The sequence below is a fragment of the Pseudomonas sp. Fl4BN1 genome, assembly GCF_009908285.1.
Classification (GTDB): Bacteria; Pseudomonadota; Gammaproteobacteria; order Pseudomonadales; family Pseudomonadaceae; genus Aquipseudomonas.
The window spans coordinates 103,584-118,563 of the sequence record NZ_JAAARM010000006.1 but is presented as its reverse complement, the minus strand read 5'-3'; the positions used below and the strand labels follow the sequence as shown (position 1 = coordinate 118,563).

The window sequence follows — 14,980 nt, the reverse complement described above, 5'->3', positions numbered from 1 at the left end:
AATCGTGCAGTGGTTGACCCAAGGCATCTGTGATGAAATGCGACCCCACTCTCTATCGCGCCGCACCGCCATCACTTGCCGTGAAACCCCGTCTGATCCGCCACCTGTTCCTACCGCCCCTGGTCATTCTGCTGATGATCGGCCTGGGCTATGCCGGCTTCTGGATCAGCGAACACAACGGCATCCGCACCCTCAGTGAAAATGGCGAACGCCAACTGGAGCTGCACGCCCGCGCCGTAGAAAGTGAGATCAGCAAGTACACCTATCTGCCGAGCCTGCTGGAACTGGAATCCAGCGTATCCAAGCTGCTCGCCGATCCTTCGCCGGAACACCGGCAAACCGTCAACCAATACCTCGAAGGCCTGAACCGTCGCAGCCGCAGCCGCGCCATCTATGTGATGGACACCACGGGGCGGGTGTTGGCCACCAGCAACTGGCGCGACGTCGACAGCTACCTGGGCGAGGACCTATCGTTCCGGGCCTATTACCAGAACGCTGTACGCGGCCAACCCGGGCGCTTCTACGGCATCGGCAGTACCAACGGCGAACCCGGCTACTACCTGGCCCACGGCCTGGAGGAACAAGGCAAGATCATTGGCGTGGCCGTGGTCAAGGTACGCCTCGAAGCCCTGGAGGAACGCTGGCAACGCGCCCGCCTGGAAGCTTTCGTCAGCGACGAAAACGGCATCATCATCCTTTCCAGCGATCCGACACGCCGACTCAAGTCGGTCCGTCCCTTGAGCGATGACACCAAGGAACGCCTGGCCCGCAGCCTGCAGTACTACTGGTTCCCCCTCAACGAACTGGAACCCCTGGCCCGGGAACGCTTGGCCGAAGGCGTGGAGAAACTGACCTTCCCCGCCAACACTGAACTGGTGTCCGACGACAAGGAAGTCAGCTACCTGTCCCAGACCCGTCCCCTGAGCGACACCCCCTGGAACTTCACCCTGCTGACCCCCTTGCAGGACCTGCGCCGAGAAGCCATCAACCAGGGCATCCTGGTGGCCGTGGCCTTTGCCCTGGTGGCCTTTCTGCTGATCGCCTGGAACGAGCGGCGCAAAGTCATAGCCACCCGTCTTGCCGCCCGCGAAGCCCTGCAGGAAGCCAACAGCCAACTGGAGCGGCGGATCACTGAACGCACTGCCGACCTGCGGGCCAGCAACGAACGACTCAAGGGCCAGATTCGCGAACGCCGCCAAGCAGAAGAAACCCTGCGTCGAGCCCAGGACGAACTGGTCCAGGCCGGCAAGCTGGCGGCCATCGGCCAGATGTCCACCAGCATCGCCCACGAGCTCAACCAACCGCTGGCGGCCTTGCGCACCTTGTCCGGCAACACCGTGCGCTTCCTTGAGCGCGGTGCCCTGGACACCGCCAGCGCCAACCTCAAGACCATCAACGAACTGATCGACCGCATGGGCCGGATCACCGCCAGCCTGCGCTCCTTTGCCCGCCGCGGCGACAACCAGGGCCAGGCCAGCCTCGGCAAAGCCGTGGATGCGGCCCTGCAGATCCTCAACGCACGCCTCGACCCCCTGCCACTGCAGTTGCACCGCAACTTCACCGAGCAAACCCTGCAAATCGATCAGACCCGCCTGGAGCAGATCCTGGTCAACCTGATTGGCAATGCGCTGGATGCCATGCAGGCACAACCGGCGCCAGAGCTGTGGCTGGAAGGCGAGCTCAACGACAGCAAGTATCGCCTGCGCGTACGCGACAATGGCCACGGCATCGACCCCGAAGCCCGCAAACACCTGTTCGAACCTTTCTTCACCACCAAACCCGGCGAGCAGGGCCTGGGCCTCGGCCTGACCCTGTCTGCCAGCCTCGCCGCCGCCACCGGCGGCAGCCTGGGGGTGGAGCATCCGGCAAGCGGCGGTACCGCCTTTGTCCTCAGCTTGCCCCTGGCAAGCCCTACTCAAGCCGAGCCGATATGAACAACGAGCTGACCGTGCTGATCGTCGAAGACGACCCCCATGTCCTGCTGGGTTGCCAACAGGCCCTGGCCCTGGAAGACATCCCGTGCATCGGCGTAGGCAGCGCCGAAGAAGCTTTGGCCCAGGTCGGAGACAACTTCCCCGGCATCGTGGTCAGCGATATTCGCCTGCCGGGCATCGACGGCCTGGAACTGCTGACCCACCTCAAGGCCCGGGATCGCAGCCTGCCAGTGGTACTGATCACCGGCCACGGCGATATTTCCATGGCCGTGGGCGCGATGCAGAAAGGCGCCTACGACTTCATGGAAAAGCCCTTTTCCCCCGAGCGCCTGGTGGACGTGGCTCGCCGCGCCCTGGAACAGCGGGGGCTGGCCCGGGAAGTGACCTCGCTGCGCCGCCAACTGGCAGAACGCAGCTCCCTGGAAGGACGGATCATCGGCCGCTCGCCGGCCATGCAGAACCTGCGGGAGTTGATTGCCAACGTCGCCGATACTTCAGCCAACGTGCTGATCGAAGGTGAAACCGGCACCGGCAAGGAGCTGGTTGCCCGTTGCCTGCACGACTTCAGCCGCCGCCACCCACAGCAGTTCGTGGCCCTGAACTGCGGCGGCCTGCCGGAAAACCTCTTCGAAAGCGAGATCTTCGGCCACGAGGCCAATGCATTCACCGGTGCCGGCAAACGCCGGATCGGCAAGATCGAGCACGCCCACCAAGGCACGCTGTTCCTCGATGAAGTGGAAAGCATGCCGATCAACCTGCAGATCAAGCTGCTGCGGGTGTTACAGGAACGCACCCTGGAGCGCCTGGGTTCGAACCAGAGCGTGGCCGTCGATTGCCGAGTGATCGCCGCCACCAAGTCAGACCTGGACGAGCTCAGCCGAGCCAAGGAATTTCGCAGCGACCTGTACTACCGCCTCAACGTGGTGACCCTGGAGCTGCCGCCCCTGCGTGAACGCCGCGAGGACATCCTGCAGCTGTTCGAACACTTCCTGCAGCAGTCGTCCCTGCGTTTCGACCGCGCAGTACCGGAGCTGGACAACCAGACCCTGTCGACCCTCATGAGCCATGACTGGCCAGGCAACGTGCGCGAATTGCGCAACGTCGCCGAACGCTTCGCCCTGGGCCTGCCGGCGTTCAAGAAGTCCGGCAGCAACAGCGCCCAAGGCCTGGGTTTTGCCGAAGCGGTGGAAGCCTTTGAACGCAACCTGTTGAACGATGCCTTGCAACGCAGCGGCGGCAACCTGACCCAGGCCAGCCAGGAGCTGGGCATGGCCAAGACCACCCTGTTCGACAAGGTCAAGAAATACGGCCTGAGCCACTAACCCAAGGCGCGATAGCTTATGGATCTATTGTTGAAGGCCGCCTTGGGCGCGGCGGTGGTAGTGATTCTGGCGGCCCTGGCCAAGACCCGGAACTACTACATTGCGGGCCTGGTGCCGTTGTTCCCGACCTTCGCCCTGATTGCCCACTACATCGTCGGCAAAGGGCGCACAGTCGATGATCTGAAGACCACCATCCTCTTCGGCATGTGGTCGATCATTCCCTACTTCGTCTACTTGGCGACCCTGTACTTGATGGTCGATCGCCTACGCCTGGAAGCCTCCCTGGCAGTGGCCACCGTTGGATGGCTGATTGCCGCGAGCATCCTGGTCAGCGTCTGGGTCCGGGTCCACGCCTGAGCCGCCCTCCACTCCCGTAGGAGCGAGCTTGCTCGCGAAGCGGCTGACACCGTTCTTCGCCGGCAAGCCGGCTCCTACAATCGGCGGCTGGCCCGACCCTTGCATTTACCCGGCAAAGCCCGGCTAGCCTGCGTTTGAGCGGTATCACGCAGTTTTCTGGAGGGCGCTGCCATGGGTAAAGAACACCTTGAATATCCTAGATCTCGACCACAGCCTGACCGCCCAGGAGCCCATTGCCCGGCGCCTGAAAAGCGGTCAGGCCCGACGCCTCGACCTGTTGGACCTGGGCCCCAAGCTGCGGCTCTGGTCCACCGAGCGCACTTATCGCCACTTTGCCGAACGCCTGCGACAACGGCCCCGGCACAGCGGCCCGCAGCCGGAAATCTTCTTTGTCGGCTCCGGTGACTATCACCACCTGACCCCGGCCTTCCTCACCGACCTGCCCGAGCCGGTCAGCCTGATTCACTTCGACAATCACCCGGACTGGGTGCGTTTCGCCCCCCGCCGACATTGCGGTTCCTGGGTCAACCGGGCGCTGAAACTGCCGAATATCCAGCGCATCGTCACCCTCGGCCCCTGCAGTGAAGACCTGCACAATCCGCAACTGCGCGGCGGTAACCTCGGCGCGCTGAAACACGGCAAGCTGCAGTTGTTTCCCTGGCAACACGCGCCGTCCAAGGTCTGGGGCCGGGTCGGCGACGGCGCCGGGCACCAGCAGCAGGAAAACCACCTGCACTGGCGCAACCTGGCGGGGCTGGACTGGCAAGCCTTCCTTACCCAGATGATCGATAGCCTGCCCACCGAGGCGGTGTGGATCACCATCGACAAGGACGTGCTGGCCAGCGAGGACGCCGCCACCAACTGGGATCAAGGCGGCATGCGCCTGAGCCATCTGCTGCAAGCCCTGCGCGCGCTGGCGGCGCACAAGCGAATTCTCGGCATTGATATCTGTGGCGAGTTTGCCAAGCCGGCCTTCAGCAACGCCTTCAAGCGCTGGGAAGCCAAGTCCGACCAACCCCCGGCCGAGCGCTGGAGCCAAGAGGACCTGCTGCGCAACTCAGTAACCAATGAAGCCCTGATTTCGCTGTTCGAGGAGCTGTTCCCGTGACGTTGACCGTTGTTCTGCTGGTGGCTTTTTCCATTGTCCTGGACGTGATCGGCCAGCTTTGTTTCAAGCTCGGCCTCGACCGCCTGCCAGAGCTGGAGGGTGGTTTCCGCCTGAATGCATTCTGGGGCCAGGTGTTCAACGCACCGCTGCTGTGGTGCGGCATTGGCGCCTATGTGATCGAGTTTTTCGTCTGGCTCGAAGCCCTGTCCCGTGCGCCCCTGAGCCTGCTGTTCCCGGCCGCCGCCCTGGCCTATTGCGGCGTGGTAATGGCCGGCAAGGTGGTACTAGGCGAAACCGTCAGTCGCCGTCGCTGGCTGGGCACCCTGGTGATCACCGCTGGCGTGATGCTGGTCTGCATCGCCAGTACCTGAGCCTTATTCAACGAATAGAAGGAAGCGTTTCATGAGTTCGAACAACTCCCACGGCTGGCTGCACGGGCGCTTGGGCACCATTGTGCTCTGGGCCATGCTGATCGGCTTCGAGAGCGCCGGCCAGATCGCCACCAAGGTCGGTGGCGACCAATTGGGCCAGATGAATTTCAACCTGCAATGGTTGGCAGCGGTAGCGCTCAACCCGGGCGTGCTGATGGCGATTGCCTGCTACATCGGCGCGTTTTTCGTCTGGATGCTGATTCTGCGCCGCAGCAGCCTGTCCCTGGCCTTCCCCTTGAGCTCCTTGGTGTTCGTCGTGGTGTTACTGGGCTCCTGGCTGGGTCTGGGGGAACAGATCAGCCTGCTGCATTGGGTAGGTGTCTTCGTGATCATTGGCGGGATCGCCCTGCTGGCCGAGGGCGAAGAAGCCTGAGGCGCCTCTGCAGCACGCCCCAAGAACGCGCCGTTGCCCGAGTTCCAGGAACCTCCTGTGGCTTGCAACACCGTGATTTATCGCAGTCTGCGGCAACGGCCACACGGTGCTCGATTGCACCTTTGTTGCCACTGCCGAAGCTGCATTCGCCATCGAAGGGGCGCCGCTTTTGCGCGCCTTGAAGAGGTGGCTGCGGCTACCGATGAGAAACCAGGAAGCCCAGCCCATGGGACACGGGAATCACTTTCACCCCCGCTGCCTGTTGCTGCTGGCGAATCTCGCGGTGAAAGGCCTTGACCTTGGTCCAGTGCATTTTCGGCCGATAGTGGTGCTCGGCGTGATAGCCGTTGTTCATCCAGATCAGGTTGTACAGCGGGCTGTAGGAGCTCACGCCCCAGGCAATCGGCAAGTCAGGATTGCCTCCCAAGTGCTCGTAATAACCATTGAGTGACGACAACGACTGCCCCAGGTACCAGAACGGCAGCAGTACCAGCACCGCGTGCCAGTCATAAAAGGCCAGTGCCAGGTAGAACGCCACGGTCACGGCGATCTCCACCTTCACCCAGCGCGCATCATCGGGACGCTTGCGCTGCATTTCCTGATAGATCTCCTTTGGATCATCACGAAAGAAGCTCAGAAAGGTATAGGCCCAGGGATTGTCCGGCTGACCGTTCTTGCCGTGCAGGTAGATCGACAGCGGATCGACAGTGTTGCCATTGGCGTCCGGCAGGTCCGAGTTGCCCCGATGGTGACGGTTATGGATGTCGCGATACAGAGTCTGGGAAAAGCCGATGGTCACCGACAACAACAGATCGAAGGCGCGATTCATCCAGCCCGGGGTGAAATAGGCGTTATGGATCTGGTTGTGGGAAATGCTGTTGATGCTCCACGACAGGCTGACCGCGTACAGCAGCGCCGCCGGGAGGATGATCCACCAGGACAGCTCGTGGAAAGCCAGCACCAGCCACAGGACAAAGGAGAAATGCGCCAGGGCCATGGCAATCGGGATCAGGTCCCAAAGCGAATAGGCAAGCAGACGATATGCAGGTCGAGCCATGAAGAACTTCCTGAGAAATTGAGTTCATGGCGTCTATTGCAAAGGCCAGACCAGCTTTGCCGGTGAGACCCTACTGATGACCCCGGCGCATCCTGCAACTGCGTCGCAGCAACTCCATGATGCGCGCGTTCACCCCGTCAGAACTTGTAGCTGATGGCCGTCTGTACCTGGCCCTGATTGACCTCGCCCTTGTCGCGGACAATGCTGCTGTCCGCTGCGGAATTGGCCAGGCGAATCCAGCTGGCGCTGGCCACCAACGACCAGTTGTCCCCCAGGGGAAACCGGAAATTCTGGCTCAGGGTGAAGTTCTGCATGCCACCGCCAGCGTTGTACTGGCCGATACCTGAAGCCAGGGACTCCTTGGCACTGACCCCGAAGAACGTCTGGGCCTGGCGGGCGTCGGCAAAGTGCAGGGTCAGTTCGTTGCTACCAATGATGCCCATGCCCAGCGGATAACCGATTTCGCCACCGAGCTTGCCCAGCAGGCCACCCTGGCCACCGGCGCCGCCGACAGCCTGGCCGACGGCGGCGAACACTCGCCAGAAGTCATCCGGGGCGTATTCGACAAAACCGCCGATATCGGCCATGTCGCGAACATCCCGCAGCCCGCGCAGCGCGCCATCGGCGTTACGCCCCTGCAGGTAATTGACATAGGGACCGATGCTCAAGCCATTGCTCTTGAAGGCACTCCAGGTCAGGCCATCATCGGTGCTCAGGCTGACATCGCCCCATTCCAGATCCATGTACGGCAACGGCACGGTGTCATAGCTGCTGCCCGTGGGGTCATGGGGTTGATAGCCGAGGCCAAAACCCAGATCGCCGGTGATGCCGGAGTCGGCTGCAGCGCCGCAGGCGACGGTCAGCGACAACAGGCCGGTCAATAAGGCAGGTAGAGAAAGCCGGGGCATGAATGAGTTTCCTTGTACTGAACATGCGCGCATCAATCATCAGAGCCGCCCTTGGGCGCAAGCACTGATGTTGTTTGTAGCAAGCTACAAAAATTGTAGCCAGAAAGCTACAAATCACTCAGCCCGCCAGCCAAAGCCCCAGCCCTACTGGGCTCCCACCACTTTGGCACAGTCCCTGCTGTACCCCTGCCGCAAGCGCAAAGGCGCTCTTATTCAACAGGTAACAGCAGATGATGCACTGGCATATCGTATGTGACTTCGACGGGACCATCTCCCGCGCCGACGTGATCGATAACGTTCTCCAACGCTTCGCCGACCCAAGCTGGGAAAGCATCGAGCAGGAATGGCTGGACGGTCACATCGGTTCCCGTGAATGCCTCAGCCGCCAACTGGCCCTGGTCAAGGCCTCGCCCAGCGAACTGCTGGGCTATTTCGACAGTGTCGAAATCGACCCCGACTTCCCTGACTTCGTCGATCACGTGATCGGCCTGGGCGCTTCCATCGAAGTGGTCAGTGACGGCATCGAGCAAGGCATCGCACGGATCCTGGCACGCAACTACGTAACCCTGCTGCCGATCCTCGCCAACCGCCTGCGCCAGGTCGACCACAACAGCTGGCGCATCGACTTCCCTTATGCCAGCGACGCCTGCCGCGCCGCCTCCGGCAACTGCAAGTGCAAATCCACCCCACGGGGCAAACGCGTGCTGGTGATCGGCGATGGCCAGTCGGACATGTGCGTGGCCTCCACCGCCGACTTCGTCTTCGCCAAGGATCGCCTGGCCGACTACTGCGAACGCAACGCCATTCCCCATACGCGGTTCGACTCCTTCGCCGAACTGCCAGCGCTGTTGGCAAAACTGCCGAACAACGCCGCCAACGCGACCAATTTCTCTCTTGAAACCCAGGAACTCTTCCACCATGTCTGATATCCGCATCGCGACCCCAGAAGACCAGATCCTTCTGGAAAAAGAAGCCAAGTACTGCTCCTACGGCGATACCGTTCACTACATCGAACCTCCGCGTATTTTCAGCCGCTGCGAAGGCTCCTATGTCTGGGACACCAGCGACCAGGCCTACCTCGACCTGCAGATGTGGTACTCGGCAGTCAACTTCGGCTACGCCAACCCACGCCTGAACAACGCCCTGAAACAACAGATCGACACCCTGCCGCAGATCGCCAGCCAGTACTTGCACAAAGGCAAGATCGAACTGTCGGAAATGATCGCGGTAGACGCCAAGAAAAAGTTCGGCCTCGACGGTCGCGTGCACTTCAACGTCGGCGGTTCGCAGTCGGTGGAGGACTCGCTGAAAGTAGTGCGTAACGCCACCAACGGCAAGAGCCTGATGTTCGCCTTCGAAGGCGGCTACCACGGTCGTACCCTGGGCGCTTCGTCGATCACCTCCAGCTACCGCTACCGTCGCCGCTACGGCCACTTCGGCGAGCGCGCGCAGTTCATCCCATTCCCGTACCACTTCCGTGGTCCTAAGGGCATGACCAAGGAAGAATACGGCAGCCACTGCGTGCAGCAGTTCGCCCGCCTGTTCGAAACCGAATACAACGGCGTCTGGGACCCGAAAGTCGGCCAGAGCGAATACGCAGCCTTCTACGTCGAGCCAATCCAGGGCACCGGCGGCTACGTGATCCCGCCGATGAACTTCTACAGCGAGCTCAAGCACGTGCTGGACCAGCACGGCATCCTGATGGTTGTCGACGAAATCCAGATGGGCTTCTACCGCACCGGCAAGCTGTGGTCGATCGAACACTTCGACGTCAAACCCGATGTGATCGTATTCGGCAAGGCACTGACCAACGGCCTCAATCCGCTGGGCGGCATCTGGGCCCGTGAAGAGCTGATCAACCCGGGCGTGTTCCCGCCAGGTTCGACTCACTCCACCTTCGCTTCCAACCCGCTGGGTACTGCGGTAGGTCTGGAAATGTTCAAGATGACCAGCGAAGTCGACTACGGCGCGATGGTCATGGAAAAGGGCAAGTACTTCCTGGCCGGCCTGCAGGACCTGCAGAAGCGCTACCCGATCATCGGCGACGTCGACGGCCTGGGCCTGGCGCTGCGCTGCGAAATCTGCACCACCGACGGCTTCACCCCGGACAAGGCAACCCTGGACTACATGGTCGAGGAAGGCATGAAGGGCGACATCGAAGTCAACGGCCAGCGCCTGGGCCTGATCCTCGACGTAGGCGGCTACTACAAGAACGTCATCACCCTGGCTCCGTCGCTGGAAATCAGCTACGCGGAAATCGATCTGGGCATCGCTCTGCTGGACCGCCTGCTGGATCGAGCCATGAAGCGATGAGCATGGCTGAGATCGATCTAGGCGAAGGCAACGCCGGCTTCGTTCTCGGCTCGGGTCCGGTCGGGGTCTTGTTGATCCACGGCCTGACCGGCACCCCGACGGAACTCCGTCGGGTGGCCCAGGGCCTGGCCAAGGACGGTACGTGCACGGTGTACGTACCGACCTTGCCTGGGCACTGCGGGGACAACAGCGACCTGCAGGCCACCGGCTGGCAGGACTGGTACGAAGGCGTGCGCAAGACCTTTGTTGGTGTGCAGCAGCGCCACGAGCAAGTGTTCGTCGGCGGCCTGTCCATGGGCGCGGTAATGTCCATGTACCTGGCATCCGAGCATCCGGGACAGATCAGTGGCCTGTTGATGTACTCCACGACCCTGAAGTACGACGGCTGGAGCATCAACAAGCTAGCGTTCCTCACCCCGCTGCTGATGAAGATTCCTTTTGGTGTGCACATCTGCCGTTTCGAGGAAAAACCGCCGTACGGGATCAAGAACGAGCGTCTGCGGGCGATCGTCGAGAAGCAGATGAAAGCCGGCGAAAGCAGCAATGCCGGGCTGCTGACCATGGAGGGCGTGACGGTGCGCGAACTGCACCGGATGAACGCTGTGGTCAAGAAACGCATGCCGTCGATCATGACACCGGCCCTGGTGCTGCACTCCAGCGAAGATGACATCACCAGTACCTGGAACGCCGATTACGTAGAACGCAAACTCGGAGGATCGGTGACCAAGATCCTCCTCGACAACTGTTATCACATGATCACCGTAGACCTGCAGTACCAGCGAGTGATCGAGTTGAGCGCAGACTTCATCCAGCAGCGAGTAGTCCAACCCGCCGTACGCGAAGACTACCGACAGCTGGCGTGACTTAAGGAAGAGACGTGATTACCGCCCAAGCCTTTTCAACCATACAGGCCATCGAACGCAGTGCCTGGAATGACTGTTTTCCAGATGCCCTGGAGGATTGGGACTACTACCTGGCCGTGGAAAAAGCCGCCATCGCCGACTTTCAATGGCGCTACCTGGCGGTCTACGAGGGCTCGACCCTGGTCGCCGTGGCTCCGGCCTTTACCACCCAGTATCGGCTCGACACTACGGTCTCGGGCCTGGCCAAGCGCTTTACCGAGCGCCTGGAGCGCCATTGGCCCGGCGTCCTGCAACTGCGCCTGTACGCCATCGGCTCGCCGGTGGCCGAACAGTGCAGTGCCGGCACTGCCAGCCATATTCCCGACGAACGCCGCCAAGCCTTGCTGGACGAGTTGCTCAAGCTCGCCCGACGTGACGCCGACAGCTTCGGCATCGGCCTGATGGCGGTCAAGGACGCCCCCAGCAACGATTGGCAATGGGCCAACAGTTGCCTGGCCGCCGGTTTGCAAGCCATGCCGAGCTTGCCCACCGCACTGCTGCCGGTGCCCTTCGCCTCGATCGATGCCTACCTGGGTACCCTGGGCAAATCCACCCGCAAAGACCTGCGCCGCAAGCTCCGGGCGCCGGGGCCGCGCATCGAGTGGCGCCGACAGATCGACGATGTCCTGCCGGACATCATGCGCCTGTACGAAGCCACCCTGAACCGTAGCGACCTGCAGTTCGAACGCCTGCCAGCGGATTACTTCACTGGCATCCTCGAACAGCTGGACGAGCGTGCCGCCTGCGTCCTGTACTGGGTCGGCGACCAGTTGGTAGCGTTCAACCTGATCCTCATCGACCAGCACCGGCTGATCGACAAGTTCTTCGCCCACGACCTCAATGTCAGTCGTGAGCACAATCTGTACTTCCGCAGTTGGCTGGCCAATGTTGACTACTGTATCCAGCAGCGGATTCCATTGTACGAATGCGGGCAGGCCGGTTATGCCAGCAAACTGCGCCTGGGCTGTCGCTTCACCGCTAACATGTTGTTTTTCCGCCACCGTAATCCCTTGCTCAATGCACTGCTCAAAGTGATAAAACGCTTTGTCCGCCCGGATCGCTCCGACCCCGCCATGGCTGCTGCTATAAGCGAAAGTACATGACCAGAAAAGATCGTCGTCCTCCTCGCCCCTTCGCCATCTCCCGCTGGAGCCTGCAGCGCAAGCTGGTGCTGGCGTTCTGGTTGGTCAGTGTGATCCCGACCATGATCGCCGCTGAGCTCGCGGCCACTACGCTGTCGGAAATCTTCGACAGCAACGTGCGGATCTGGCTGCAGGAATCCACCAAGATCGTCGAGGACGAGATCACCGAGATCCTCCATGACAACGCGCGGATCGCCCAGTTGTTCCTGCGCTATACGCGCCCGCCCACGGATCGCAACGCGGCCAAGCACGACAAGCTCACCGCCGACATCGCCGACTCCATGGGCATCGACGTGGTGGCGCTGATTCGCAAGAACGATCACAAAGTGATGTTCACCACCGCCGCCGATGATGTGGTGGGACAGATCAGTACTGCCTCCAATGCCGCGCTGCAGACCATCCAGGTCGGCGGCGTGGCCACCGGGGCGGTGGTCTCGACCTTCCAGACCAACCTCGACGGCGTCGACTACCAGCTGCTGATCGCCACCTACCTGGACGCCAGCTTCCTCACCAGCGTGGCCGACGTGCATTCCCTGGACCTGCGCCTGTACCTGGCCAAGGCCGATGACTTCTCGGAGATCTTCGCTACCCAGCGCTTCGAGGACCACCCGCCGCGGGTACCGCACAAGATCGAAGACATCCTGCGCTCGACCCGGCAACCCACCGAGCAGTTCACCAGCCGCTACAGTGGCCTGTACCGGCCGATCTTCAATGACAACGGCGACCTGGTCGGGGTGATTTTCAGTGGCCTGCTGCGCCACAGCAGCCTGGTGGGCCTGGTCAACCAGAGCAACCTGTTCATCCTGATCTTCCTTCTCAGCTCGGCAGCTTCGCTGTGTGTCGGCTGGCTGGTGTCGCAACGCCTGACTCGACCGCTGCGAGGGCTGTCCAAGGGCGTGCAGGCGGTGATCGCCGGTGACTATCGACAACGGGTGCCGGTGATAGGCAGCGATGAACTGGCGGAGCTGAGCAGCACCTTCAACCACATGACCGAGCGTCTGGGAGACCTGCAGCACCTGGAAGCGCAACTGCGCCGCCGCGACCGCCTGCATGCCCTGGGGGAAGTGGCCATGGGCCTGGCCCACGAGATCCGCAACCCGCTGGGCATTATCAAGACCGCCACCCAGTTGCTGCACCGGCGGGCCAACCTGCCGGAAAACGACAAGCGTCACCTGGAATACGTGATCAGCGAAGTCAGCCGGATCAATGACCTGATCACCGAGTTCCTCGACTTCGCCAAGCCCAGCGCACCGATTCGCGCCACGCAAGCGGTACGGCCGCTGGTGGAAGAATTGCTGGGCTTCTGCACCCCGGAACTGGCGACCCACAACATCGACGCGCAAATCGACGACCAAGCGCCCGGAGCGACCATTCACGCCGACGCGCGCCAGCTCAAGCAGGCCTGCCTGAACCTGATCCTCAATGCCATCGACGCCATGCCCGACGGCGGCCGCCTGACCCTGGGCATCGCCCAGCAGGACAATGAAACCATCATCAGTGTCAGCGACACCGGCCAAGGCATCGAGCCGGACATGCTGGAGCGCATCTTTACCCCGTTTGTCACCACCAAGGCCTCGGGCACCGGCCTGGGCCTGGCCAAAGTCTTCTCGATCATGGAAAGCCATGACGGCCACATCGAATGCGTCAGCGAAAAAGATGCCGGCGCCACTTTCAGCCTGTACATTCCGGCCAATGGTGACGAGGACGACGAAGACAACGAGGACAGTGATGACGCATAACCTGCTGGTGGTTGATGACGAACCGAAACTCTGTGACCTGTTGTCGTCGGCTCTGAGCCAGAACGGCATCCAGGTATTCACTGCGAGCAATGGCCTGCACGCCCTCAAGGTGCTGGAGCAGGAAGACATCGACCTGGTGATCAGTGACTGGCGCATGCCCGGCATGGACGGCCCGCAGTTGCTGGCGGAGATCAAACAGCGTTACCCGCAGCTGCCGGTGATCGTGATGACCGCCTACAGCACAGTGAAAAACGCCGTGCAGTCCATGCGCAATGGCGCCTACGACTACATTGCCAAGCCCTTCGACATCGACGAGTTGGACATCACCGTCAGCAAGGCCCTGCAGTTTCGCGACATCCTCAAAGACAACCAGCGCATGCGTGCCGAGCTCGAAGAGCAACAGCAATTCGACAGCCTGGTGGGCGACAGCCCGGCCTTTCGCCGGGTGCTGCAGGCGGTGGACTCGGTACGGGAAAGCAGCGCCACCATTCTCCTGACCGGGGAAAGCGGTACCGGCAAGGAAATGGTCGCCCGAGCCATCCACAAGCACGGCAATCGCGCCGACAAGCCATTTGTCGCAGTCAATTGCGCAGCGATTCCCGAGGGCTTGCTTGAAAGCGAGATGTTCGGCCATCGCAAGGGCGCTTTTACCGGTGCGGTGGCTGACCGGGTCGGACGCTTTCAGCAGGCCGACAAGGGCACCCTATTCCTCGATGAAGTCGGTGATATGCCCCTGGCCTTGCAGGCCAAGATCCTCCGCGCCCTGCAGGAACGGGTGATCGAGCCGGTGGGTGATCCCCGGGAGCGCAAAGTCGATGTACGGGTGATCGCGGCAACCAACAAGAACCTGCTGGAAGCCGTGGCCAACAAAGAGTTCCGCGAGGATCTGTACTACCGCCTCAACGTGTTCCCGATTCCCCTGCCGGCGTTGCGTGAGCGGGTCGAGGACATCGCCCTGCTGGCCCGGCACTTCGCCCACAGCCTGGGCGCCACTGCCGGCAAACGCATTAGCGGATTCAGCCCGGAAGCCTTGCAGGCAATGGCCAGCTACGCCTGGCCCGGGAATATTCGCGAACTGCAGAACTGCGTCGAGCGCGCGACCATCGTCGCCTCGGGCCAGGTCATCGAAGAGACTGACCTGCCGGGATATCTGTTCGGCAGCCAGCCACAGGGGGCCGAGGCCGGCACCTCGATCAGCGTTGGCCCGCAAGTGCCCAGCGACCTAGACGCGGCCCTGGCCGAAGTGGAAAAAGCCTACATTCTCGCCGCCCTGCACCAAAGCAACGGTGTCCAGGCCGCAGCGGCACAGATGATTGGTATTTCCGAACGCAGCTTCTGGTACCGGCTGAAGAAGCTGGGCATCCAGGTCGACAAGATCGTCCGCTGAGAGGCTA

At 61.8% G+C, this 14,980-nt stretch carries 15 protein-coding genes; 13 read left to right on the top strand and 2 right to left on the bottom strand.

What is annotated here, in order from left to right; genetic code table 11:
• The first annotated feature begins 32 nt into the window (after positions 1-32).
• The 6 genes from GV818_RS09105 to GV818_RS09080 all read left to right on the top strand — a co-directional run bounded on the left by GV818_RS09105 (position 33) and on the right by GV818_RS09080 (position 5,525).
• Entirely contained in the window at positions 33-1,934 is a 1,902-nt protein-coding gene (locus GV818_RS09105) for a sensor histidine kinase (RefSeq protein ID WP_161758341.1), read from the top strand.
• Complete coding sequence (locus GV818_RS09100) at positions 1,931-3,256, top strand: sigma-54-dependent transcriptional regulator (protein WP_161758340.1); 1,326 nt, start codon at positions 1,931-1,933, stop codon at positions 3,254-3,256. Before GV818_RS09105 ends, GV818_RS09100 begins: the two co-directional genes overlap by 4 nt.
• A gap of 27 nt (positions 3,257-3,283) precedes the next feature.
• A complete protein-coding gene (locus GV818_RS09095) occupies positions 3,284-3,613 on the top strand; it encodes a GlpM family protein (RefSeq protein WP_178124830.1) in 330 nt (109 codons plus the stop codon).
• A gap of 187 nt (positions 3,614-3,800) precedes the next feature.
• On the top strand, positions 3,801-4,721 hold the full coding sequence (locus tag GV818_RS09090) for an arginase (RefSeq protein ID WP_161776388.1): 921 nt from the start codon (positions 3,801-3,803) through the stop codon (positions 4,719-4,721).
• The gene (locus GV818_RS09085) at positions 4,718-5,092 is read left to right on the top strand and encodes a transporter (protein WP_161758337.1); all 375 of its coding nucleotides are present in this window, start codon (positions 4,718-4,720) and stop codon (positions 5,090-5,092) included. The genes GV818_RS09090 and GV818_RS09085 overlap by 4 nt, the downstream gene beginning before the upstream one ends.
• A 31-nt stretch (positions 5,093-5,123) precedes the next feature.
• The gene (locus tag GV818_RS09080; RefSeq protein WP_161758336.1) at positions 5,124-5,525 is read left to right on the top strand and encodes an EamA family transporter; all 402 of its coding nucleotides are present in this window, start codon (positions 5,124-5,126) and stop codon (positions 5,523-5,525) included.
• A gap of 196 nt (positions 5,526-5,721) precedes the next feature.
• Here the strand turns inward: GV818_RS09080 and GV818_RS09075 are convergent, their stop codons facing one another.
• Both GV818_RS09075 and GV818_RS09070 read right to left on the bottom strand, forming a co-directional pair.
• On the bottom strand, positions 5,722-6,582 hold the full coding sequence (locus tag GV818_RS09075) for a fatty acid desaturase family protein (RefSeq protein WP_161758335.1): 861 nt from the start codon (positions 6,580-6,582) through the stop codon (positions 5,722-5,724).
• A gap of 137 nt (positions 6,583-6,719) precedes the next feature.
• On the bottom strand, positions 6,720-7,490 hold the full coding sequence (locus GV818_RS09070; protein WP_161758334.1) for a MipA/OmpV family protein: 771 nt from the start codon (positions 7,488-7,490) through the stop codon (positions 6,720-6,722).
• Here GV818_RS09070 and GV818_RS09065 point away from each other — a divergent pair.
• The 7 genes from GV818_RS09065 to GV818_RS09035 are packed head-to-tail and all read left to right on the top strand — an operon-like array spanning position 7,489 to position 14,973.
• On the top strand, positions 7,489-7,746 hold the full coding sequence (locus GV818_RS09065) for a hypothetical protein (protein ID WP_161758333.1): 258 nt from the start codon (positions 7,489-7,491) through the stop codon (positions 7,744-7,746). The genes GV818_RS09070 and GV818_RS09065 overlap by 2 nt on opposite strands.
• Positions 7,721-8,416, top strand: a complete 696-nt coding sequence (locus GV818_RS09060; protein WP_161758332.1) for an MtnX-like HAD-IB family phosphatase — start codon at positions 7,721-7,723, stop codon at positions 8,414-8,416. The genes GV818_RS09065 and GV818_RS09060 overlap by 26 nt, the downstream gene beginning before the upstream one ends.
• Positions 8,409-9,803 (top strand): aspartate aminotransferase family protein, encoded by a 1,395-nt coding sequence (locus tag GV818_RS09055; RefSeq protein WP_161758331.1) that lies wholly within the window; start codon positions 8,409-8,411, stop codon positions 9,801-9,803. Before GV818_RS09060 ends, GV818_RS09055 begins: the two co-directional genes overlap by 8 nt.
• Positions 9,800-10,666 (top strand): alpha/beta hydrolase, encoded by an 867-nt coding sequence (locus GV818_RS09050; RefSeq protein WP_161758330.1) that lies wholly within the window; start codon positions 9,800-9,802, stop codon positions 10,664-10,666. The genes GV818_RS09055 and GV818_RS09050 overlap by 4 nt, the downstream gene beginning before the upstream one ends.
• A 14-nt stretch (positions 10,667-10,680) precedes the next feature.
• On the top strand, positions 10,681-11,808 hold the full coding sequence (locus GV818_RS09045; RefSeq protein WP_161758329.1) for a GNAT family N-acetyltransferase: 1,128 nt from the start codon (positions 10,681-10,683) through the stop codon (positions 11,806-11,808).
• Entirely contained in the window at positions 11,805-13,586 is a 1,782-nt protein-coding gene (locus tag GV818_RS09040) for a sensor histidine kinase (protein WP_161758328.1), read from the top strand. The genes GV818_RS09045 and GV818_RS09040 overlap by 4 nt, the downstream gene beginning before the upstream one ends.
• Entirely contained in the window at positions 13,576-14,973 is a 1,398-nt protein-coding gene (locus GV818_RS09035) for a sigma-54-dependent transcriptional regulator (protein WP_161776387.1), read from the top strand. Before GV818_RS09040 ends, GV818_RS09035 begins: the two co-directional genes overlap by 11 nt.
• The last annotated feature ends 7 nt before the right edge of the window (positions 14,974-14,980 follow it).

Excerpts from the sequence above, each read along its gene's own strand:
- GV818_RS09055 (WP_161758331.1), top strand. The coding sequence starts at position 8,409 with ATGTCTGATATCCGCATCGCGACCCCAGAAGACCAGATCCTTCTGGAA.
- GV818_RS09100 (WP_161758340.1), top strand. The coding sequence starts at position 1,931 with ATGAACAACGAGCTGACCGTGCTGATCGTCGAAGACGACCCCCATGTC.
- GV818_RS09050 (WP_161758330.1), top strand. The coding sequence starts at position 9,800 with ATGAGCATGGCTGAGATCGATCTAGGCGAAGGCAACGCCGGCTTCGTT.
- GV818_RS09105 (WP_161758341.1), top strand. The coding sequence starts at position 33 with ATGAAATGCGACCCCACTCTCTATCGCGCCGCACCGCCATCACTTGCC.
- GV818_RS09080 (WP_161758336.1), top strand. The coding sequence starts at position 5,124 with ATGAGTTCGAACAACTCCCACGGCTGGCTGCACGGGCGCTTGGGCACC.
- GV818_RS09040 (WP_161758328.1), top strand. The coding sequence starts at position 11,805 with ATGACCAGAAAAGATCGTCGTCCTCCTCGCCCCTTCGCCATCTCCCGC.
- GV818_RS09075 (WP_161758335.1), bottom strand. The coding sequence starts at position 6,582 with ATGGCTCGACCTGCATATCGTCTGCTTGCCTATTCGCTTTGGGACCTG.
- GV818_RS09070 (WP_161758334.1), bottom strand. The coding sequence starts at position 7,490 with ATGCCCCGGCTTTCTCTACCTGCCTTATTGACCGGCCTGTTGTCGCTG.
- GV818_RS09060 (WP_161758332.1), top strand. The coding sequence starts at position 7,721 with ATGATGCACTGGCATATCGTATGTGACTTCGACGGGACCATCTCCCGC.
- GV818_RS09065 (WP_161758333.1), top strand. The coding sequence starts at position 7,489 with ATGAATGAGTTTCCTTGTACTGAACATGCGCGCATCAATCATCAGAGC.
- GV818_RS09035 (WP_161776387.1), top strand. The coding sequence starts at position 13,576 with ATGACGCATAACCTGCTGGTGGTTGATGACGAACCGAAACTCTGTGAC.